Origin of the sequence: Vibrio rhizosphaerae (assembly GCF_024347095.1) — a bacterium.
Lineage (GTDB): Bacteria > Pseudomonadota > Gammaproteobacteria > Enterobacterales > Vibrionaceae > Vibrio > Vibrio rhizosphaerae.
In genome coordinates this window covers 1,213,990-1,234,415 of the sequence record NZ_AP024903.1, presented here as the reverse complement: position 1 = coordinate 1,234,415, position 20,426 = coordinate 1,213,990, and the positions used below count along the sequence as shown (strand labels likewise).

General features: G+C 49.9%; 22 protein-coding genes. 5 read left to right on the top strand and 17 right to left on the bottom strand.

The features are described 5' to 3' along the window. The first annotated feature begins 169 nt into the window (after positions 1-169). Positions 170-769 (top strand): 5'-deoxynucleotidase, encoded by a 600-nt coding sequence (gene yfbR, locus OCV37_RS05345; RefSeq protein WP_038181747.1) that lies wholly within the window; start codon positions 170-172, stop codon positions 767-769. A 126-nt stretch (positions 770-895) separates the two neighbouring features. On the opposite strand, the gene OCV37_RS05340 is transcribed toward yfbR, so the two are convergent. The 5 genes from OCV37_RS05340 to hutC all read right to left on the bottom strand — a co-directional run bounded on the left by OCV37_RS05340 (position 896) and on the right by hutC (position 7,517). Beyond that, positions 896-2,908, bottom strand: a complete 2,013-nt coding sequence (locus OCV37_RS05340; protein ID WP_211252064.1) for a urocanate hydratase — start codon at positions 2,906-2,908, stop codon at positions 896-898. Between the two features lie 19 nt (positions 2,909-2,927). Beyond that, positions 2,928-3,758 carry an N-formylglutamate deformylase gene (gene hutG, locus OCV37_RS05335; protein WP_051680570.1) on the bottom strand — a complete coding sequence of 277 codons (831 nt, stop codon included), beginning with the start codon at positions 3,756-3,758 and terminating at the stop codon, positions 2,928-2,930. Further along, the gene (hutI, locus tag OCV37_RS05330; RefSeq protein WP_038181750.1) at positions 3,742-4,974 is read right to left on the bottom strand and encodes an imidazolonepropionase; all 1,233 of its coding nucleotides are present in this window, start codon (positions 4,972-4,974) and stop codon (positions 3,742-3,744) included. Before hutI ends, hutG begins: the two co-directional genes overlap by 17 nt. After that, the gene (gene hutH / locus OCV37_RS05325) at positions 4,967-6,517 is read right to left on the bottom strand and encodes a histidine ammonia-lyase (RefSeq protein WP_038181753.1); all 1,551 of its coding nucleotides are present in this window, start codon (positions 6,515-6,517) and stop codon (positions 4,967-4,969) included. The genes hutI and hutH overlap by 8 nt, the downstream gene beginning before the upstream one ends. A 244-nt stretch (positions 6,518-6,761) precedes the next feature. Beyond that, positions 6,762-7,517, bottom strand: a complete 756-nt coding sequence (gene hutC, locus OCV37_RS05320) for a histidine utilization repressor (protein WP_038181756.1) — start codon at positions 7,515-7,517, stop codon at positions 6,762-6,764. A 220-nt stretch (positions 7,518-7,737) separates the two neighbouring features. Here hutC and OCV37_RS05315 point away from each other — a divergent pair, with 220 nt between their 5' ends. Beyond that, on the top strand, positions 7,738-9,174 hold the full coding sequence (locus OCV37_RS05315; RefSeq protein WP_084717470.1) for a formimidoylglutamate deiminase: 1,437 nt from the start codon (positions 7,738-7,740) through the stop codon (positions 9,172-9,174). Between the two features lie 325 nt (positions 9,175-9,499). Here OCV37_RS05315 and OCV37_RS05310 read toward each other — a convergent pair whose 3' ends face one another. The 8 genes from OCV37_RS05310 to OCV37_RS05275 are packed head-to-tail and all read right to left on the bottom strand — an operon-like array spanning position 9,500 to position 15,548. After that, positions 9,500-10,024, bottom strand: a complete 525-nt coding sequence (locus tag OCV37_RS05310; RefSeq protein WP_157634986.1) for a DUF3833 domain-containing protein — start codon at positions 10,022-10,024, stop codon at positions 9,500-9,502. Continuing rightward, entirely contained in the window at positions 10,021-10,578 is a 558-nt protein-coding gene (locus OCV37_RS05305; protein WP_245609127.1) for a hypothetical protein, read from the bottom strand. The genes OCV37_RS05310 and OCV37_RS05305 overlap by 4 nt, the downstream gene beginning before the upstream one ends. Then, positions 10,520-11,062, bottom strand: coding sequence for a DUF2878 domain-containing protein (locus tag OCV37_RS05300; RefSeq protein WP_245609128.1), 543 nt, complete (start codon positions 11,060-11,062; stop codon positions 10,520-10,522). Before OCV37_RS05300 ends, OCV37_RS05305 begins: the two co-directional genes overlap by 59 nt. Further along, the gene (locus OCV37_RS05295; protein ID WP_038181761.1) at positions 11,059-12,330 is read right to left on the bottom strand and encodes an SAM-dependent methyltransferase; all 1,272 of its coding nucleotides are present in this window, start codon (positions 12,328-12,330) and stop codon (positions 11,059-11,061) included. The genes OCV37_RS05300 and OCV37_RS05295 overlap by 4 nt, the downstream gene beginning before the upstream one ends. Before the next feature lie 35 nt (positions 12,331-12,365). After that, positions 12,366-13,121: a DUF1365 domain-containing protein gene (locus tag OCV37_RS05290; protein ID WP_038181763.1), complete on the bottom strand. Its 756-nt coding sequence runs from the start codon at positions 13,119-13,121 to the stop codon at positions 12,366-12,368. After that, positions 13,118-14,395 carry an NAD(P)/FAD-dependent oxidoreductase gene (locus tag OCV37_RS05285; protein WP_038181766.1) on the bottom strand — a complete coding sequence of 426 codons (1,278 nt, stop codon included), beginning with the start codon at positions 14,393-14,395 and terminating at the stop codon, positions 13,118-13,120. Before OCV37_RS05285 ends, OCV37_RS05290 begins: the two co-directional genes overlap by 4 nt. Then, positions 14,392-15,132 carry an SDR family oxidoreductase gene (locus OCV37_RS05280; protein ID WP_038181769.1) on the bottom strand — a complete coding sequence of 247 codons (741 nt, stop codon included), beginning with the start codon at positions 15,130-15,132 and terminating at the stop codon, positions 14,392-14,394. Before OCV37_RS05280 ends, OCV37_RS05285 begins: the two co-directional genes overlap by 4 nt. Continuing rightward, entirely contained in the window at positions 15,129-15,548 is a 420-nt protein-coding gene (locus tag OCV37_RS05275) for a nuclear transport factor 2 family protein (RefSeq protein WP_038181772.1), read from the bottom strand. The genes OCV37_RS05280 and OCV37_RS05275 overlap by 4 nt, the downstream gene beginning before the upstream one ends. A 446-nt stretch (positions 15,549-15,994) precedes the next feature. Between OCV37_RS05275 and OCV37_RS05270 the strand changes: the two genes are divergently transcribed. Further along, on the top strand, positions 15,995-16,957 hold the full coding sequence (locus tag OCV37_RS05270) for a hypothetical protein (RefSeq protein ID WP_038181774.1): 963 nt from the start codon (positions 15,995-15,997) through the stop codon (positions 16,955-16,957). 366 nt (positions 16,958-17,323) lie between these two features. Here OCV37_RS05270 and OCV37_RS05265 read toward each other — a convergent pair whose 3' ends face one another. Continuing rightward, the gene (locus OCV37_RS05265; protein ID WP_038181778.1) at positions 17,324-17,923 is read right to left on the bottom strand and encodes a tRNA-uridine aminocarboxypropyltransferase; all 600 of its coding nucleotides are present in this window, start codon (positions 17,921-17,923) and stop codon (positions 17,324-17,326) included. On the opposite strand from OCV37_RS05265, the gene rrtA reads away from it, so the two are divergent. After that, the gene (gene rrtA / locus OCV37_RS05260) at positions 17,885-18,475 is read left to right on the top strand and encodes a rhombosortase (protein WP_051680637.1); all 591 of its coding nucleotides are present in this window, start codon (positions 17,885-17,887) and stop codon (positions 18,473-18,475) included. The genes OCV37_RS05265 and rrtA overlap by 39 nt on opposite strands. Here the strand turns inward: rrtA and OCV37_RS05255 are convergent. Next, positions 18,451-18,897, bottom strand: coding sequence for a YcgN family cysteine cluster protein (locus OCV37_RS05255; RefSeq protein ID WP_038181781.1), 447 nt, complete (start codon positions 18,895-18,897; stop codon positions 18,451-18,453). The two genes, rrtA and OCV37_RS05255, sit on opposite strands and share 25 nt — an antisense overlap. A gap of 137 nt (positions 18,898-19,034) precedes the next feature. On the opposite strand from OCV37_RS05255, the gene OCV37_RS05250 reads away from it, so the two are divergent. Then, positions 19,035-19,307: a YkgJ family cysteine cluster protein gene (locus OCV37_RS05250; RefSeq protein WP_038181784.1), complete on the top strand. Its 273-nt coding sequence runs from the start codon at positions 19,035-19,037 to the stop codon at positions 19,305-19,307. A gap of 90 nt (positions 19,308-19,397) precedes the next feature. Here OCV37_RS05250 and recR read toward each other — a convergent pair whose 3' ends face one another. Together recR and OCV37_RS05240 are read right to left on the bottom strand one after the other, a co-directional pair. Next, entirely contained in the window at positions 19,398-20,000 is a 603-nt protein-coding gene (gene recR / locus OCV37_RS05245) for a recombination mediator RecR (RefSeq protein WP_038181786.1), read from the bottom strand. Positions 20,001-20,015: 15 nt separating this feature from the next. Continuing rightward, a complete protein-coding gene (locus OCV37_RS05240) occupies positions 20,016-20,348 on the bottom strand; it encodes a YbaB/EbfC family nucleoid-associated protein (RefSeq protein ID WP_038181789.1) in 333 nt (110 codons plus the stop codon). Between the last annotated feature and the right edge of the window lie 78 nt (positions 20,349-20,426).

Sequence of the window (20,426 nt, the reverse complement as noted above, 5' to 3'; positions counted from 1 at the left end):
CGCTCCCTTTCTGCTTTCTCATCTTTTATTTCGAGCCCTGTTTATTCACCAAAGTTGATGCCATATGTTTGATCAAACATAGTGAGACGTACCTCACTCAAATCATGTACCATGACCCACATGTGATGCTCTCATCAATATGTATAACCGAGTGGTAAAGGATAATTCTGTGAAGAAAAAACAAAGCACATTTATGGCATGGGTGACGCGCATGCCGCTGATCAAACGTTGGGCACTGATGCATTGCTTTCAGGAAGAGAATGTCTCGGAACACTCACATCAAGTCGCTGTGATCGCCCACTTGCTGACCGTGATTAAAAATAAACGCTTCGGCGGCACTCTGAACCCGGAAAGAGCGGCAGTGATTGCAATTTATCATGAAATATCAGAAACCAAACTGCAGGATATCAACTCTAAAACCAAGTACCACAGCCCGGAATTTACCGCGGCTTTTAAAAAATTAGAGGATATTGCCGAGCAGGAATGTCTGGATACCCTGCCGGAAGATCTGCGTGACGAGTTCACCGGTCTGCTGGTGCAGAAACATGTCGATGCCGAGTATAAAACCATTGTTAAAGCCGCGGATATTCTGGCTGCCTATATCAAGACCTTGAATGAGTTACGCTTTCACAATGATGAGTTTGTGCATGTTAAAGAAGGGCTCGATGAAACGATTGAAAAACTGACCGCGACCATGCCCGAGGTCGCGGTGTTTATGGATGTGTTCTGCGAGAGCTGTACCACCACTTTTGATAAGATTTCCGGCTGAATTGTCACACCGGCACCGATGCCCCCGACGATCACCAAGCGCTGCAATTGCAGCGCTGATTGTTAACAGTGAGCCTGTCGTCGGTAAATAGGCGCATCTCAGCGCAGGCTATGATTGTTCCGGCTGTTATTTCACGACCGCATTCAACAGCGCGTCATCGGCCTGCTCCGGCAGGGTTACTTTGAGCCGTGGCTCAAGCGCCATCGCCCGTTGAATCGCAAACATCGCCCCTTCATTTCTGGCCCAGCAGCGCCGCGAAATCCCATTATTCACATCCCAGTGGAGCATCGATTTCAATCGGGTATCACATGCCTCAGAACCGTCTAAGACCATGCCGAAACCACCATTGATCACTTCCCCCCAACCGACGCCACCACCATTATGGATGCTGACCCACGTTGCACCACGGAACGCATCACCGATAACATTGTGAATCGCCATATCGGCAGTAAAGCGTGACCCGTCATAAATATTGGCCGTTTCCCGATACGGTGAGTCGGTGCCGGACACATCGTGATGATCGCGTCCGAGAATTACCGGCGCAGAGATTTTGCCGCTGTTAACCGCCTGATTAAAAGCCGCTGCAATACGCATCCGCCCTTCGGCATCGGCATATAAAATCCGCGCTTGTGAGCCGACAACGAGATTGTTCTGTTCTGCCTGCCGAATCCATGACAGGTTATCGGCAATCTGCTGACGAATCTCTGCCGGCGCCTGTTGATGCATGTCTTCCAGAATCTCTGCGGCAATCTGGTCGGTGACCGCCAAGTCGTGCGGATCCGATGATGAACACACCCAGCGGAAAGGCCCGAAACCGTAATCAAAGCACATCGGCCCCATAATATCTTCCACATAAGAGGGGTACTTAAATGAGCCATCGGCCTTGAGAATATCAGCCCCTGCCCGGCTTGCTTCCAACAGAAACGCATTGCCGTAATCAAAGAAATACATCCCTTTGGCGGTCAATTGATTAATCGCTGCCACATGGCGCTTCAAGGTTGCCTGTACCGCCGCACGGAACTGTTCCGGCTCGTTGGCCATCATGGCATTGGATTGTTCAAAGCTATAACCGACCGGATAATAGCCCCCCGCCCATGGATTGTGCAGTGAGGTCTGGTCTGAACCTAAATCGATGTGAAGATCTTCTGCGGCCAGTCGTTCCCACAGGTCAACAATATTGCCCAGATAGGCCAGAGAAACCGGTCGATTATCGATTTGCGCCTGCTTGATCCGTGCGATCAGTGCGTCGAGCTCAGGGTGAACTTCATCGACCCATCCCTGTTCGTGACGTTTATAGGCGGCTTTGGGATTAATTTCAGCCACCACGCCGATGGTTTGCGCAATCACCGCCGCCTTGGGTTGCGCGCCACTCATGCCACCCAGCCCGGAGGTAACAAACAGCGGTAACTTACTTGGGTCCCGATCGCGCTTCATCCGCACCGCATTCATCACCGTAATCGTCGTGCCATGCACAATACCTTGCGGGCCGATATACATGAACGAGCCAGCCGTCATCTGACCGTATTGGGTCACCCCTAATGCATTAAATTTTTCCCAGTCATCCGGTTTTGAGTAGTTGGGAATCATCATGCCGTTGGTCACCACCACCCGCGGCGCATCGGGATGTGACGGATACAGCCCCATCGGATGACCGGAATAGAGCACCAGTGTCTGTTCATCGGTCATTTCTGCCAGATATTTCATGGTGAGACGATACTGTGCCCAGTTGGAGAACACCGCGCCATTACCACCATAGGTAATCAGTTCCTGCGGGTGCTGCGCCACCGCTGCGTCAAGGTTATTACTGAGCATCAGCATAATCGCGGCAGCCTGCTTTGACTGATGCGGAAATGCATCAATCGAGCGCGCCGTGATGGGATAATCCGGCATCAGACGATACATATAAATCCGGCCATAGGTTTCCAGCTCTTCGTAAAATTCCGGTGCTAATTCCGCATGATGCCGTTGCTCGAAATAGCGCAGCGCATTTCTGACCGCGAGGATTTTCTCTTCCCGGCTCAGAATTGCCTTTCGCTTCGGTGCATGACTAAGATTTTCATTACGCTCACGCTTGGGCGGCAGGATATCCGGGATCCCGGCTAAGATCTTGGCTTTGAATGTCATATCATTGTCCTTCATGTTTCCCCTGCTTCAATCCTTATTGTGCTTCATCCGAGGGATGACCATGTGCCAACAGTGATTGAATCAACTGTTGCAGAACGGGCCGAACCCGTTGCAGTTTCGCCGGATCCAGTTGATAGTCTGATGCAGTTGTCTGAGTCTCATCGGCGAGGTAAGTGGCTTGAGAAAGCTCCAGTTGCAGCGCATGAATTTGCGCCGAGGGCTGGCCGTAATGGCGGGTGATGTATCCCCCTTTGAACCGCCCGTTGCATACATGGCTATACGGACTTTGCTCAACCCGTTGAGCCATCTGATGCAGTAAGGTCGGAGAGCAAGCAAGCCCGGCATTGTTCCCGAGATTAAAATCCGGCAGCGTACCGTCAAACAACATCGGCACCCGGGCGGCAATACTGTGCGCGTCAAACAGGATCGCGTAACCATGTTGCTCCCGAATCTGTGCGAGTGTTGCTGCGATTTTTTGATGATAAGGCTGCCAGACTTCTGCTTTGATCCGGGCTTGAGTCACGTCATCAAAGCCGCCGCCATCAACAAATACTGGCTCACCAGAGAATAAGATCTCAGGGAACAGGCCTGTGGTTTTACTGGTATATAGTGGCTGGTCATCAATCGGACGATTGAGATCGACCACATAACGAGAATAGTGAGCTTGAATGACACTGACATCCATCGCTGCTAAAAAATCATACAGTTCCGGTAAGTACCAGTCGGTATCCGGCAGCGCCTGAGCCTCAGGGGTCAGTTGATTTGCCATCCCCGGCAGCAGCGCTGTCCCACAGTGCGGCATACTGACCAACAGCGGGCTCTGCCCCTGACGAAAATGAAATGGTTGCTCAATGGGTATCGACATGACTGCTCTCTCCCTTTTTAACGCGTGTTTTCAACAGGTCGCCGCCCAGCCAGTAACTCAGTTCTCCGGGGCTTGCCACATCCCAGCACACAAAATCGGCGACCTTGCCCACGCTCAGTTGCCCGTGAGTTTCGGCTAACCCCAGTGCGCGTGCCGCATGAATCGTGGTTGCGGCTAACGCCTCTTCCGGGGTCAGGCCGAACAGCGTACACGCCATATTCATCATCAGACGTAAAGAAAGCACCGGAGATGTGCCGGGATTGATATCCGTGGCCACCGCCATCGGCACCTGATAGCGACGCAGCAAATCGACGGGCGGACGCTGAGTCTCTTTCAAGGTGAAATAAGCCCCCGGTAACAACACTGCCACCGTGCCGGACTCACGCATCGCAGCGACATCATTTTCGGTAATGAATTCCAGATGATCCGCAGACAGCGCTTGAAAACGGGCCGCCAGTGTCGTCCCCCCCAACGACGATAATTGCTCCGCATGGAGCTTCACTGGCATCCCGAAAGCTTGGGCTGCGCGAAAATAGCGTTCAACCTGCTCCGGGCTGAAGGCGATGGTTTCACAAAAAGCATCGACGGCATCGGCCAGCCCTCGCTGAGCGATTGTCGGTAACACTTCCTCACACAGATAATCGATATAGGCATCGGTGCGGCCCTGATATTCCGGTGGTACAGCATGGGCTGCCAGACAGGTGGTACAAATATCAACCGGATGTTGTTCGGCCAGACGCTGCGCCACTGTCAGCATTTTTGCTTCATGTTCGGTCGAAAGACCATAACCGGATTTGATTTCCACAGTCGTCACGCCATCGCGCATCAGCGAGATCAGCCGCCGGGAGGCTGAAGACAGCAGCTGCTCGGGGGTCTCTTGGCGAGTCGCGTTGACCGATGCAGCAATCCCGCCGCCGCTCTGAGCGATCGCCTGATAGCTGACCCCATTGAGTCGCTGTTCGAACTCATGCGCCCGGTTGCCCCCGAAAACTAAATGGGTGTGGCAATCAATCAAGCCGGGGGTCACCCAACCGCCATGCAGGTGGTGTTCTTGCCCGGCATGATAGGCAGGTAATTGATCTTGAGCACCAATCCAGACGATTTGTCCGTCCCGCACACCAATCGCAGCGTGTTCAATCGGACTGTATTGACCATTCACCATGGTCGCAGCATGAAAGCCGTACCAAAGCGAATCAAATTTCAGCGGATTACTCATCATGTGCTCCCGAGAAACTGGGCAATAATCCTGCGGGCATCAATTCATTGTGTATTGCCTCTGCGAGTAACCCGTTGGCTTTCTCGATATCCGCTGCGAAATAGCGGTCTTTATCGTAAAACGGCACGCGGGCACGGAGATCGGCGCGGGCTTGCTCCAGTCGTTCTGTTGATTTCAACGGTGCGCGGAAATCCAGCCCCTGCACCGCCGCCAGTATTTCAACAGCCAGAATACCGCGGGTATTCTCTGCCATATCTTTGAGCCGCCGTGCAGCAAAAGTAGCCATAGAGACATGATCTTCTTGATTGGCCGACGTCGGCAGACTATCGACCGATGCCGGGTGGGCAAAGGTTTTATTTTCACTGGCAAGTGCCGCCGAAGTGACCTGCGCAATCATAAAGCCGGAATTGACTCCGCCGTTCTCGACCAAAAATGGCGGCAGCTTACTCAGATGGCTATCGATAAGCAGCGCCATCCGCCGTTCAGACAGGCTGCCGATTTCAGCAATGGCAAGCGCCAGATTATCCGCCGCAAATGCCACCGGTTCGGCATGAAAATTTCCCCCGGAGACAATATCCCCTTGTTCAGCAAAGACCAGCGGGTTATCTGACACCGCGTTGGCCTCCACCAGCAGCGTATTCGCAGCATGGCGAATTTGGCTGAGACAGGCCCCCATCACTTGGGGCTGACAACGCAGTGAATACGGATCTTGCACTTTTTCACAATTGGCATGTGATTCACCCAGTTCACTTTGCTCCGTCAGCAGATGCCGGTAGGCCGCAGCCGCATCCATCTGCCCCTGATGGCCACGCACAGCATGAATCCGGGCATCGAACGGTCGCCGGCTCCCCAGAGCCGCTTCGACGGACAACGCCCCACAGACAATCGCGGAAGCATAAAGATCTTCTGCGGCAAACAGCCCTTCGAGCGCAAATGCAGTGGATGCCTGAGTACCATTGAGCAAGGCAAGCCCTTCTTTCGGGGCTAATTTGATCGGTTCCATCCCTGCAATCGCCAATGCAGCCCGGCCGGAAATAATCTCGCCTTTATAACGCGCCTGTCCTTCACCGAGCAGCACCGCACTCATATGAGCCAACGGCGCTAAATCACCCGATGCACCGACCGAGCCTTTTTGCGGGACACACGGATAAATTTCTTTGTTAATCAGCGTGATCATCGCTTCAATCACACTCAGGCGGATGCCGGAATAGCCGCGGGCAAGACTGTTAACTTTCAGTACCATCATCAACCGGACGGTCGCATCCTCCATGAATGTCCCGATCCCGGCGGCATGAGACACCACAATACTGCGCTGCAATTCATCTAAATCTTCGGTGGCAATTCGAGTATTGGCTAATAACCCAAATCCGGTATTGATGCCGTACACGGCCTGGTCTTCGGCAATCACCCGATTGACAACTTCCGTGCTGGCATGAATCGCCGTAATGGCCTGTTTGTCGAGTGATATTTTAACGGGGTTCCGGCTGATTTGACGTAGCTCACTGAGTGTGAGCTTGCCGGGATGTAAGGTTAATTCTGGCATGAGCTGCTGTTCTCCATCACGTACGCTTCAGATTGACACTGACCAACGTCATCATGACATTACATGTCTATACAAGTTAACCAAACAATAAAAGTAAACACTCGCAAGCGCAAGTGTTTGATCACCGAAGTCATCACAAAAAAGGCATAAAAAAAGCAAGGAGGAATTCCCTTGCTTCAATCAGTCAGACAATCATTACCCGCTTTTTAAATCCTGTTCATGTGTCAAAACCCGCTCGGTATGCTCATTGCTCGAAGTGACCGAATAACTGGAACCTTGACCCCGGCGAAATCAGACGAGCGTTTGTGACAAGCTGCTCACGGCACCAGGTACGACGTTTGATCTGCAAGCATGGTTCCGCAGCATCAATTTGCAGTAAAGCACATTCTGCCGGCGAGGCCTGCACCGCTTCGACCAGATGTTCTCCTTCGGTCATCGGTGCGACTTTCATCAGATAATGGTAGGCACCGTTGTGCTGAAAATCCTGCTGATCATAATCCGGGGCCAGCTCGGCATTGACCACGCGATACTCGATTTGAATCGGCAGATCATTCTCAAAATGCAAAATGGTGGCCCGGAAAATCCGGTGATTAGTCCGCACACCAAGGTTCATCGCTTCTTCCATCGTCGCCTTCGCCAGCGTAATTTCAATCAGCTTTGCGTGGTGGCGATGCCCCCGGCTGGCGATCTCATCGGCAATGTTATGCACTTCAAACAGGGCTGAATGGGCTTTTTTTCTTGCGACAAAAGTGCCGACCCCCTGCTGGCGAATCAGAACCCCTTCATCGGTCAGCTCCCGCAGTGCACGGTTAACCGTCATCCGGCTGACATTTAAGACTTTCACCATCTCTGACTCAGACGGGACTCTTTGATCCGGTTGCCATTCTCCGGTATCAATCTGACGACAAATCGCCTGCTTAACTTTGGCATAGATCGGACCGGGCGCATCATCGATCAATTGAGACAAGTGGTACATCATCTGGGTGGTTGAATTTTCCATCTATCTACAGCAATCCACTGGCATCATAAAAACCGGATTATAGCGGAAAAATGAATCGCTTAACAGGACAGGCATAGACAAGAACACAACTTGTATAGACAAGAAGAATTCTGCTAGACTCCCGAACATCGGTAACGAGGACACACACGCTCAGTCACACACAATCCGTCAGTAGTCAGTGATCATGAATGAACATCAATCAGTAACGAGGACACACGCGATGGCGAACCAGCAAGGTATCGTGAAGGACACACCCACAACCCTGTCTGACAGCACCTTCCTTTTTGCCGAACAGGCATGGCTCCCGAACGGCTGGCAGCGTGATGTGCTGTTTGAGATTGTTGAAGGCCACTTTGCTCAAATCACGGCCAATACCACACCAGTCGATGGCGCGCAGCACCTGCAAGGCCCGGTACTGCCGACTCTGGCCAATGTTCATTCCCACGCCTTTCAGCGTGTCATGGCCGGGATGGCAGAAGTCAGTCTCAATCCGGATGACAGCTTCTGGAGCTGGCGTGATTTAATGTACAAAGTCGTCGGACGACTCTCCCCGCAACAAGTTCACGTCATCGCGACTCAGTTATATATTGATATGCTCAAAGCCGGTTATACTCAGGTTGGTGAATTCCACTATCTTCATCATGATCCGTCCGGCAAACCCTACCGCAATCCGGCTGAAATAGCGCATCAACTGCTGCATGCCGCCGACCGCACTGGGATCGGCATGACCCTGCTACCGGCGCTGTACAGCTATGCCGGTTTTGGAGGACAGGCACCCCATCAAGGACAGGCGCGCTTTATCCATTCATCAGACAGCTATCTGCAACTACAACAGCAGCTCGCCCGTGAGCTGAAAGGGGCAGCGCTTACGGGGACACACACCCATAACCGTCATCGGCTGGGGATCTGCTTTCATTCGCTGCGGGCCGTCAGTCAAATACAAATCCAAGAGGTGCTCGCCGCGCTTGACCACGGGCAGCCTATCCATATCCACATTGCAGAGCAGCAGAAAGAAGTGACGGATTGCCTGAACCGGAGCCAGCAGCGGCCAGTCGAGTGGCTGCATAATCACATTGGTCTGAACGAACATTGGTGCCTGATTCATGCTACCCATCTCAACCATAACGAAGTTCAGATGATCGCTGACAGCGGTGCCGTGGTTGGCTTGTGTCCGACCACAGAAGCTAATCTGGGGGATGGCATCTTCCCCGGGGTAGCATTGACTCAGGCTGGCGGCCGCTGGGGGATCGGCTCCGACAGTCATGTCTGCTTATCTGCCACCGAGGAATTACGTCAGCTGGAATATAGTCAGCGATTACGTGACCAGCAACGCAACCGCCTCTATAGTCAGTCACAGAATTACGTCGGTGATTATCTCTACACACAGGCATTAAACGGTGGCAATCAGGCTTGCGGTATTCAGTTAGGGCTCGCGGTCGGTTGTCGGGCCGACTTGATGGTGCTGAACACAACCCATCCCCTGTTAATGGCAAGTCAAACTCCCGATCTGATCAACCGCTGGCTCTTTGCCTGTCATGAGAATCAAATCAAAGATGTATTTGTTGCCGGCAAACAGTGTATTCAAGATGGACACCACGCTTTAGAAGCGCACAGTTGCCGCCAGTTTGCTGACGTACTCAAGCAGGTGACGGGTTAAAAATTACGGGGACACACGCCTTAAGATAAATAAAAAGATAAAGGACACACACCTAAATTAGGAGGACAGACACCGTTCTATTTTGTATTCAATCGCTGGCACTGATGAGAAAAATACTGATGAGGACACACGCGAAAATGAGTGGTGAAAATTAATGAGACAGGCACCTGTATCGGGGCTTTATTCAATAAACGTGGGTGCCTAAAGAATAAATAAAGGAATAGGTAAAAGGAATAGATAAAGGGGACACACGCCCTGACAGGCACACCAAAGTCCCCTGAGACCACACGTGTTCTCTTGGATGAAATTGCATAAACAGCTGAAATTATTTCTCAAAAAATAGCGTAATGCGCCCGACTTCCAGACCGAACTTTCGAATGCTGGTGACATTAAACAGACGTTTTTCATCCTGACGGAATAGCCAATCATCGAAGGATACTGTGATTTCACTGTCGTCCGTCTTCAGCAAAAAGTCATATTGCCACTGTAATGCGTTGCCGACCTCCTGCCCTGTTGCGACGCCAATGATATCGTCGGCCCGCCCCTGATAGTGTCCGTCGGCACTGCGGGTGATAGTCCAGATACGCTGATTTTTTTCACCATCATGAAAAACAAAATCTTCCGCCAACGTCAGTGTATTACCGGTGACTGTCCCTTTAATGTGGACTTTAAAGCGGCGCGTTTGTTTCCCGCTATAATCTTGCACCATCCCCCATGCATGGGTTTCTCCCTGAAAGTAACCGAACAAATCAAAAGTCGGCTGGCTGGCCTGATATTCCTTTAAATCCGCAGAGCAACCGGTAATCAATATCAACATCACCAGTGACACCACTGTCAGCATATGTTTCATGGTTTCATTCCTATCAATTGACGACGAAGTTTCGGATACTCAGCCCGGGGTGACAGCCAAATCGACAAAAAGGCATCATTCATCTGCTGATTGTCGAATTTGCCGAGCAGACGAGGTTGCTCTTGCCGGGAAAAATAATACAACTGTCCTGTACGACCATCGGAAACATAGGCCAGACGTTCCCCGGTTTTAACACTGGGCATCACCCCGGCCAGCACCGTCAGCCATGCATCTGTCTGAGTCGTGTCATAGCCCAGCCTGTTCCACTGTGCCTGAGTTTCTTCAAGTAACTCTTTACTGCTGATATTGCGTAAGTAACGGATCTCTAAGGCTAAAGGATGTGGTGAAACATCATCTTTTACCTGATGATAGTCACCATCGGGTGTACGTAACTGTGATGAATAAATATCAAACCACAGCCAAGATAAGGTTGCCTGACCGACAACCGGCCAGTCAGTCCACGGTTTAGATGACGGCTCCTGAATATCCGCCCCGTTAGCAGTCGCGGTCCAGAGAGTTACGCTCAGAAAGAGTATCGCGCTGAAACGTGGCATGAGCATGCCTCCATACCTTCATCAGTAATAGTGATAATCCGAACCATTCCACAAACAGGACACACACCGTTCCCGGAACAGACCATTCAAAATGCACGGCCCCAAAACGATAGCCAGCCCAATAACTCAGCGCACCGCCGAACGCGGTCCCACAGCAAATCAATAAGAACGGCAAATGGCTGAAAAACGGTATGGCAAAGCTGGCAAACCATGCAAACACAAACCACAACCCGATCAGCCAGATCGGCAGTTCGGGGGTAGGAAAGGTCAACAGCCCAACCTGTAGATTGATGTAATCCAATGTCATACCGAGGGCTGCCACACCAATGATACGTCCGAGTCCCAAGGGATAACGGAATGCGGTGTACGCCATAGTAACCGTTACCAGGCCAATTGTGACCCACTGCAAACGCGCCTGTCCCAATACGGCAATCAGCCAAATAGCTTCAAACCATAATGAAATCAGCAGGAAGCGATGCATCATTGTCCCCGTTGTAATGTCATGTGAATCGTGCTGATGGTACGCGCTTTGAATCCCCCTTCGCAGTAGCACAGGTAATAACGCCACATGCGGACAAATCGTTCGTCGTAACCCAATGACCGAACTTTGTCTAACGACACTTCAAAGCGCTGACGCCAGTCAGCCAGTGTCTGGGCGTAATCAAACCCCAAATCGAAGATATCGCGCACAATCAAATCGCTATGGCGCGTTGCCGTTTGGGTCAGAACCGTGATCGAGGGTAAAAATCCACCGGGGAAAATATATTTCTGAATAAAATCAACGTTATTGCTGTATTCATCAAAACGTTGATCGGCAATCGTAATGGCCTGAATCGCCATCAGCCCACCGGGTTTGAGCAGTGACTGACATTTGGCGATGTAAGACGGCAGATAGGATTTGCCCACCGCTTCAATCATCTCAATCGAGACCAGTTTATCAAACCGGCCCTCAAGTAAACGGTAGTCTTGCTTGAGCAAGGTAATCTGCTCAGTGAGTCCCAAACGCTCAATTTCGGCCTGCGCATAGGCATGTTGCTGCTCCGAAATGGTGGTGGTCGTGACATGGCATCCATAATGCTGTGCCATATAAATCGCCATCGCGCCCCATCCTGTCCCGATTTCAATCACATGGTCACCGGCGGTCAGTTGCAATTGCTGGCACAACCGCTCCATCTTCTGAATTTGCGCCTGTTCCAATGAATCATTGGTATTGAGATAGAGTGCGCTGGAGTACAGCATCCGTTGGTCGAGGAACGTCTGATACAGATCATTTCCCAGATCATAGTGCGCTTCAATATTTTGCTTGGCACGCCCGATCGAGTTACGTTTGAGCCAGTGGCCGACTTTGTGTATTGCCCGGACAACCGCGCTACTCTGGGCTTCTAACTGATCCAAAGCACTTAGATTACGAGCCATCAGTTCGGTCACTGCGGTCAGATTCGGGCTGTCCCACCAACCATCCATATAAGCTTCCGCAGCAGCAATACTACCGCCTTTCAGGACCCGGGCATAAAAATCAGGGTGCGTCACCCGAATATGGGCCTGTGGCTGGTCATCATGCGCAAACCCAAATTGTTCTGCGGTACTCTGCTGAGAAACTTCGTCAGAAATACGCGCCTGTCCTGCAAAATTCTCTTCTAATGTCAGGCTACCCACTTTGATGAGGTGCAGTGACTTTAACACCATGGCACGCGATCCTTTCTGCCACGATGTCAACGCATAAGGCATTTCTAATGAAGGCGAATTGAACATTGTGCATTCTCCTAACTATTTTTATGGGTCTCATGTCAGCGGGACTTGGGATGAGAGTAAAACGGTGCACCTTTGAGCCAGAGCTTCAACGCATGCCAATAAATCCCAGTCAATACCTTCACCGTCATGATTGGTGTCCGAATCAACAACTTAAGCAATTTTCTTGAGGTAAACGGCTGTGCCTTTAATGCCAGTGTGGCATCAAATTCTTTGGTTTCCCGGTGACATGCCAGATGCACCATCAGAGCATCTGTCAACGGTTTCAGCCGCCATTGATACTGCTGCTCAACGGGATTGAAGGGCGAAACATGAAAGGCTTTGTCGTGTGTCCAGTTTTCGCTCTGTTCACCTCGTTCAGCCGGCACTGCGTAGTAGTGCCGCTCATTCCAGGGAGTATTACTGACCTCGGCCAGCAAATAACGCCACTCACCCTGCTGATCATAAAGATAGTAGAAATTCACCGGGCTGAAATAGAGACCGAAATAACGTAGGTGTACCAGCGCGAAAACTTTGCCGCGCACTTGCTCACCGGTGAGCTGTAGCACTTTATCCTGCACAGCTGTTTTCAAGTCTCCTTCCCCCAGATAATCAGCCCGGTGAAAACGTGCCCAGTGCCACCAGCGCTCCCCCAGCCCCCATACTTGTTGCCGGAGGATCGGCCACTCATCCAGATCGATACAGGGCATAAATAACGAGGCATGAATTGAATGAGTCACCGGCGTAAAACGACGGTGACGTATATGGCCGACCATTAATGTACTGCGTGTCACGTGCGCTTGATCGGTCATCATGCAACGCCCTTGTCGGTATTGACCGCTTGCGATTGCAATTGCGTAATGACATCAAGCGCACTTTTTACGCCGTCTTCATGGAAACCGTTGTGCCAGTATGCCCCACAAAACCAAGTATGATTGACACCACTGATTTCTGATTTACGCTGCTGCGCGCGCACCGAAGATTCGGTAAAGACCGGATGATGATAGACAAACCGTCGGAGAATTTTATTCGGGTCAATATGCTCCGTGCTGTTGAGCGTGACACAAAACGTTACGTCACTCTCAATGTGCTGCAAGATGTTCATGTTGTAGGTCAGCGACGGCAGTTTACTCTCTTCGCCATCGTGACCATGTAACCAGTAATTCCACGATGCCCAGGCCGATTGACGCTTGGGAAGCAGACTCGTGTCCGTATGCAGAACCACTTCATTCGCTTGATAAGTCATTGCCGATAATATATCGGTTTCGCTTTGACTGGCATCTGCGAGCATGGCAAACGCCTGATCGCTGTGACAGGCAAAAATCACCTCATCAAATGTTTCAACACCGCCTTCAGTTTCAACGTCAACGCCAAACGAGCTGCGTTTCACCCGCTTGACCGGAGTGTTGAGATGAATTCGGTCCGCATACCCCTGAGTTAACGGGTCAATATACGCCCGCGATCCTCCTTCAATCACATACCACTGCGGTCTGTCCGTCACATCCAATAAGCCGTGATTGAGGAAAAAACGCAGAAAGAACATCAGCGGAAATGCGCGCATGTCCGCTAAAGTCGATGACCAAATGGCAGCGCCCATCGGTAAGATGTAGTTTTGACAAAAGTAATCAGAAAAACGGTGATGGGCCAGAAACTGCCCGAGGGTTTGCAACGGCTGATCAGGGTCGTCTGCTGCCGCTTTAGCGAGCTTATTAAAACGTAGGATTTCAGCGATGAAACGATAAAAACGGGGTTTCAACAGATTGCGTTTCTGTGCAAATAAGGTCGCTAATGTATGACCGTTATACTCAAGTCCGTTGGCGTCATTGCGTACACTAAAACTCATCTGCGTGGGAATGCCCTTGCTGCCGATGTCATTCATCATGCGCATAAAATGGGGATAGGTTCGGTCGTTATAGACGATAAATCCGGTATCGACAACATAATCCTGACCGGCCACCTGTACATCCACCGTTGCGGTGTGTCCCCCAATATAATCATTCGCCTCAAATAACGTGATGTCATGCTGCTCATGCAAATAATAACCACACGTCAGCCCTGAAACGCCGGTGCCTATAATCGCAATCTTCATGATTTAGTCCTTTTTGGTGCGAAAAAACGGCTCATCAGCCGATATTGCCAACCATATGGCAACATACCCAATAATCGGATGATCCAAGTAAAACGAGTCGGAAAATAAAGATTTGCGACACCTTTCTCTAATCCCTTACGAATAGACTGAGAAGCACGTTCTACCGAAATCATCATGGGCATATCAAAGGTATTTTTATCGGTCAGTGGTGTGGCAACAAATCCCGGGAAAATACAAGTGACCTCAATACCTTTGCTCGTCCAAGCCAACCGTAATGCTCTCGCCAGATACCCGACCGCCGCTTTAGATGCACCGTAGGCTTCTGCACGAGGAAGTGCTAACTCACTGGCAATCGAACCAACCAGCGCAACGCGATGACCCGACTGGAGATGTGGCTGAATCGCTTCAATGGCATTGGTCATCCCAATCACGTTAATTTGCATCACCCGCGCCATCAGTTTGGTATCCATCACACCATCATCAATGTATTCACAACTGCCGGCATTTAAAATCCACAAGCTGGGTGTAAATGGCAGTTCACGTAACATCACAAGTGTGTGCTCAAAATCCGTCAAATCAAACTGCAATGGTGTAATCGAAGCATGCTTGTTCTGCAGTTCATTGAGTACATCTTCATTCCTGCCGCAAGCGATCACTTGCCACCCCTGCCGTGCATAATCTTGGGCTAACTGTTTGCCGATCCCGGACGTCGCACCCGTGATCAAGACACCACTCATTGTCCTAACCCCCGCTTAATCCAACGGATGACACGACCAAGGAGCGGCAATTGTTCATAAAGCATTTCACCCAAATCAAAGTAGTCACGCTGGTAAATGACTTTATTATCTTGAAAGCGCAGATGGCTTATCCCCTGTACATTCACTAACTGACCGCGGTCAAGCTTCGGATGTTGCAGATGCATCGTCCAAGTCAGGAATCCACCGTTGTCCGTCGGATGCTGCTCATGAATCGTGAAATTACAACGTTCAACGTTTTGATAGAGATTCGTGAAATAGTCAGACAGGGCTGACAGGCCCTTCATACGATGAGCTGCATCTTCAAATACAATTTCGTCATGATAGATATCGTGCAGTGTATTTAGGTTATGTTTGTTGAGCTGAGCATAGAACAGCGCAACGGTTTGGACATCCATGAGCTGACCTCATTTTGTTGTACAAGAAAAATTTCCGTATAACTTATTAATTTAAGATAGTGCAATTTAAAAAGTTGTACAAATTTTTTTTTGTACAACTTTTGTAAGAAATGTTTGCATATGGGAACTACCGGGGATCGGGCTTACCGGGGGGCTTACAGGGACACACGCCTACCGAGGCTGAAGAGCTCAAGCTTACAAGGTGCTCTTAAGAGATACTGAGGATAAAAGATACTGAGGAGGACAGACGCTTTAAGCTGACGGAAATCGAATTGATGAGGGATTGATGAGGACACACACCCAAATCCATATCTCCATTTTTGTGAAATGTTTCATACCGAATCAGAAATAAATTTGTATTCACTCGAAATCGCTCGAATCACGGCTTTGCTTTACTGATTCATTCCGACACGATGAGTCCATCAACCATCATTTAGATTGAGTTCATGACAACTGCCCGTTCACAACTGATCTGTCCTGAAGTGACACCTTATTACCATTGCGTCTCTCGCTGTGTCCGTCGCTCATTTTTATGTGGATACGATAGCTATAGCGGTCAATCATATGAACATCGTCGTGAATTGGTTGAATCCCGCATTCTGGCACTGGCTTCCATCTATTGCATTCGTATCTGTGCCTATGCTGTGATGAGTAATCACTATCATCTAGTCGCTTTTATTGATAAAAAAGCAGCGCTGTCTCTTTCTCCGTGTCAAGTGATTGAACGATGGTGTTCATCACACCAGATGCCATTGTTGATCCAGCGTTTTCTTTCCGGTCATTTGACTTCGAAAGCAGAACACGAAGCGTGCAATAAAATCATAGAAACTTGGCGACAACGCCTCTATTCACTGAGTTGGTTTATGAAAGAAATCAATTACGAGATTGCATTGCTCGCCAATCAGGAAGATCTGTGTACCGGACGATTTTGGGAGGGACGATTCAAATCTCAGGCTTTGCTTGATGATAAAGCTTTGCTGGCTGCAATGGCTTATGTTGACCTCAATCCGGTTCGGGCTGGCATCGCTGAAACCCCAGAACAATCAGAGTACACATCGATTAGAAAACGTCTCACGGCACTAGAGCGAGGACAAACTCAAACGCCGGAATTGGCTGACTTTACAGCAGATATACCTCAGGAAAAGAGACACACAATCCCGTTTCGACTCATCGATTATCTCGAATTAGTAGATTGGCTCGGACGGCAAATCAGTACAAATAAATACGGTTATATTTCACCTCAATTGCCCAATATTTTAACGCGGTTATCACTGTCTCGAAAAACATGTCTCACCTTGTGTACTGCGCTGGAAAAGAAACCGAGACTCTGGATCGGTTCATCTGAGCGGTTGCGCTTCGCTAAACATTACCTCAAACGAAAACGCATGATCGGCATTCATATTTCTTAATCGATATGAAACGCTCAGTTTCCGGTCCCTCTTTTATTCTCAAATTTTCTCCATACTCCAAAATCGCAACTTCACAGAGCATTTTCCCAGTCCTTTATCTGAGCCGCATTCTGCCTGAATCTATTTAAAAACTTAGAATAATGATGAGATGAAGAACAACATTCTCTCATTTATTGACTGAGGTGTGTGTCCTGTTCATCCTGAATTTACGGGGACACACGCCGAGTCTCACTTCCCAAAGTACTATCTTCTACTTATCCTGTGTGTCCCGTATCCATCCCGTATCCACCTATCCATAAGAAGTTATGGTGTGTGTCCTGAAAAAATGCATGGGTGTGTGTCCCTCATAAAAAACACGTCAAACAATCAATACCGTCCCCTGACGTCAGGGGGCATCTGTGCGAGCTGGAACTGAATCATCTGTTCGAAACTCTGTAATAGCGGGCTAAAGTCCTGATGCGGTTGCCAGTTCGACAACAAATGATATCCGGCTTCAACGGTCGAGAGGCAATTATCTCGCGGGGCTTTGCGTATCCGGTAGCGACTCTGAAGAGATTCAGGCAGGTGTAATCTGGGAAGGTTATGTAGATTTGTCGATAATTGCCACATTTTATACGCTTTCTTCCACGTGCCGTCGAGCAGAATAACGCGATAGCGCTGTGGCGGCGAAGGCGGCTGGATCTCATTGACACACGTAGAACCACCACCGGGGAACAGCACAAAATGAGTAACATCCGCGTCATTCAATAAGGCATTCAATGTTTCATCTTGGGTAAAGTTTTCTCCGACCAGACACAGAGCACGGTCTAATGATAACGTCAGAATGCTTGCCGTACCGGTCGGCTTGCGCACTTCTGTCGGATGCTGAAGAATGATAAGCTCAATCGCTGATGACAACGGGACAATCGTGGAGCACAGACAGGCCCTATGCGCTTTTTGACATTGAATACAATAACGCGATCCCATCTCTATCTCACTCTTAGTCTGATTAGTATCATGTGTGTCCTCGCCCAATGGCCTCCGCTGGCCGATCTGTTGGTCTGGGACAGACAGGCTATCATGCAGGGTCAATGGTGGCGAATCGTAACAGGAAACTTCACCCATACCAATATTGCCCACTTATCGATGAATTTGATTGCTCTTTGGCTCATCAGCTTGATTTTTCGTCCCGCAGCCCGTGGGCTCTGGCAACAGCTACTGCTATTGAGTCTGTTGATTGGCATCGGGCTTTTCTGGAGCGACCTTTATTTCTATGTCGGACTGTCCGGTATATTACATGGCCTGTTTGCCAGCTTCGCACTGGGGGAAGCCTTACAAGGCAGAAAGAGCAGTTGGCTACTCGTTGTGGGTGTATGTGGCAAAGTCATCTGGGAGCAATGTTTCGGCGCTTCCGAGGCAACTCAGGCGCTGATTGAAGCGCCGGTTGCGATTCAGGCGCATTTGCTCGGTCTGGCGGGAGGATTGTTCCTCGGATGCAGCACTCGAATCAAGACTTATTGGTTGGATTCTGTCGGATAATTCAGGATGTGGTCCTCCCAGTCAACCACATCAATTTCGTAAACGACTTTGTTGCGGACACTCTCTCCGGCAGCATGCATGGCTGATTTAGAACCCGTGATTAACGGATGCCATTCGGGGAGTGGCTGATGCTGCGCTAACAAGCGATAAGCGCAGGTTTCCGGTAGCCAGTGGAACTCGTCGATATTCTCACGAGTCAGTTTGAGGCACTCCTCGCCGGATTGAAAACGGTTGGGATAATCCTTGCAGGCACATGTTTTGCTGTTCAGCCAACTACAAGCTACATTCGTGTAGTAAACCGCTTCTGTGTCTTCGTCCATCAGCTTATGTAAGCAACATTTGCCACAGCCGTCACACAGCGATTCCCACTCGCTTTCGCTCATTTCATCTAATGCTTTGGTTTGCCAGAATGGTTTCGTCATGCTTGTACTACTGTGGTTATGGATCCGGATACGGGTTATACCTGCCCTCAAACAAGAGTTCAAGTATAAACGTCTATCAATTAAGATTCAGTCTGCTATGATCCGCAGCTTTGAATCATGATGACGCCAGAGGATTTATGGAATGTCGTTTAGGCTGTGGCGCCTGCTGCATCGCACCGAGTATTTCGTCTCCCATTCCGGGTATGCCGGAGGGCAAACCCGCGGGTGTTCGCTGTATCCAGCTAGATGAAAACAATCTCTGTAAACTGTTCGGCTCGGATGATCGCCCGCAAGTATGCAGTGATTTTAAAAGTGACGAGGCGGTTTGTGGTACCAGCGTTCAAGAAGCACTGACAATTATCAATGAGCTGGAAGACACCACTTTTTCATCATTCAAGCAGATGCGCTGATCTGAATACAGCGCATAAAATGCAACATGCGAGATATTCTTAATCTGAACACCTCGCATGATAAATAATGGTTGAAAACACACGATATCATCAGGAGAGTCGCTGACGTCCCATAATCGAGTGAGACAGTGTCGTCCCATCAACCAGCTCCAGTTCTCCGCCAACCGGTACGCCATGTGCGATACGACTTGCCGAAACCTGATGAGCCAGACACAAGTCGGCAATGTAGTGTGCTGTTGCCTCACCTTCGACCGTTGGATTGGTCGCCAGAATCACTTCGGTGATATCGCCTTGTTGCAAGCGAAAATCGAGCAAATCCAAACCGATATCGGCTGGGCCGATACCATCCAGCGGGGATAAATGCCCCATCAGCACAAAGTAACGGCCTGAAAATTGCCCCGTTGCTTCAACGGCAGCAATGTCTGCCGGGCTTTCCACCACGCAAAGTTGACCATTTTCCTGCCGTTTGGGATTTTTGCAAATATGACAAACATCCTCTTCGGTAAAAGTCCGGCACGACTGGCAATGACCAATTTCTGTCATAGCCTGACTCAGCGCATCCGCTAAGCGGAGCCCCCCCTGACGATCACGCTGTAACAAATGAAAAGCCATGCGTTGTGCAGATTTGGGGCCGACCCCGGGCAGACAACGCAAGGCTTCCATCAGGTGTTCCAGCATTTGACTGGTACGCATGAATTTACTGAACCATTAAAATGGCATCTTCATACCAGGAGGAAGTTGCATTCCACCCGTTACGGATGACATTTTCTCTTTTTGGGTTTCTTCAACACGGCGGGCAGCATCATTAAAAGCAGCAGCAACCAGATCTTCAACCATCTCTTTGTCGTCTTCCATCAGACTTTCATCAATTTCGACACGACGGACACTGTGGCTGCCAGTCATAGTCACTTTCACCAGACCAGCCCCCGCTTCACCGGTAACTTCCATATTTGCAATTTCTTCTTGAAGCTTCTGCATCCGCTCTTGCATTTGCTGGGCTTGCTTCATCAGGTTGCCCATTCCGCCTTTACCACCAAACATGTTTATCTCTCTGTCATTGATATATTACACATACTGTGGGGGTTCCCTGATAGGAATTCAACCCCCGCTCTTAGACCT

Excerpts from the sequence above, each read along its gene's own strand:
- OCV37_RS05270 (WP_038181774.1), top strand. The coding sequence starts at position 15,995 with ATGACAACTGCCCGTTCACAACTGATCTGTCCTGAAGTGACACCTTAT.
- OCV37_RS05250 (WP_038181784.1), top strand. The coding sequence starts at position 19,035 with ATGGAATGTCGTTTAGGCTGTGGCGCCTGCTGCATCGCACCGAGTATT.
- OCV37_RS05280 (WP_038181769.1), bottom strand. The coding sequence starts at position 15,132 with ATGAGTGGTGTCTTGATCACGGGTGCGACGTCCGGGATCGGCAAACAG.
- OCV37_RS05315 (WP_084717470.1), top strand. The coding sequence starts at position 7,738 with ATGGCGAACCAGCAAGGTATCGTGAAGGACACACCCACAACCCTGTCT.
- OCV37_RS05275 (WP_038181772.1), bottom strand. The coding sequence starts at position 15,548 with ATGGATGTCCAAACCGTTGCGCTGTTCTATGCTCAGCTCAACAAACAT.
- hutC (WP_038181756.1), bottom strand. The coding sequence starts at position 7,517 with ATGGAAAATTCAACCACCCAGATGATGTACCACTTGTCTCAATTGATC.
- OCV37_RS05305 (WP_245609127.1), bottom strand. The coding sequence starts at position 10,578 with ATGCCACGTTTCAGCGCGATACTCTTTCTGAGCGTAACTCTCTGGACC.
- OCV37_RS05290 (WP_038181763.1), bottom strand. The coding sequence starts at position 13,121 with ATGATGACCGATCAAGCGCACGTGACACGCAGTACATTAATGGTCGGC.
- OCV37_RS05240 (WP_038181789.1), bottom strand. The coding sequence starts at position 20,348 with ATGTTTGGTGGTAAAGGCGGAATGGGCAACCTGATGAAGCAAGCCCAG.
- OCV37_RS05265 (WP_038181778.1), bottom strand. The coding sequence starts at position 17,923 with ATGGGATCGCGTTATTGTATTCAATGTCAAAAAGCGCATAGGGCCTGT.
- rrtA (WP_051680637.1), top strand. The coding sequence starts at position 17,885 with ATGCGCTTTTTGACATTGAATACAATAACGCGATCCCATCTCTATCTC.
- OCV37_RS05310 (WP_157634986.1), bottom strand. The coding sequence starts at position 10,024 with ATGAAACATATGCTGACAGTGGTGTCACTGGTGATGTTGATATTGATT.
- OCV37_RS05255 (WP_038181781.1), bottom strand. The coding sequence starts at position 18,897 with ATGACGAAACCATTCTGGCAAACCAAAGCATTAGATGAAATGAGCGAA.
- OCV37_RS05295 (WP_038181761.1), bottom strand. The coding sequence starts at position 12,330 with ATGTTCAATTCGCCTTCATTAGAAATGCCTTATGCGTTGACATCGTGG.
- hutG (WP_051680570.1), bottom strand. The coding sequence starts at position 3,758 with ATGTCGATACCCATTGAGCAACCATTTCATTTTCGTCAGGGGCAGAGC.
- OCV37_RS05340 (WP_211252064.1), bottom strand. The coding sequence starts at position 2,908 with ATGAAGGACAATGATATGACATTCAAAGCCAAGATCTTAGCCGGGATC.
- hutH (WP_038181753.1), bottom strand. The coding sequence starts at position 6,517 with ATGCCAGAATTAACCTTACATCCCGGCAAGCTCACACTCAGTGAGCTA.
- hutI (WP_038181750.1), bottom strand. The coding sequence starts at position 4,974 with ATGAGTAATCCGCTGAAATTTGATTCGCTTTGGTACGGCTTTCATGCT.
- OCV37_RS05285 (WP_038181766.1), bottom strand. The coding sequence starts at position 14,395 with ATGAAGATTGCGATTATAGGCACCGGCGTTTCAGGGCTGACGTGTGGT.
- recR (WP_038181786.1), bottom strand. The coding sequence starts at position 20,000 with ATGCGTACCAGTCAAATGCTGGAACACCTGATGGAAGCCTTGCGTTGT.
- OCV37_RS05300 (WP_245609128.1), bottom strand. The coding sequence starts at position 11,062 with ATGATGCATCGCTTCCTGCTGATTTCATTATGGTTTGAAGCTATTTGG.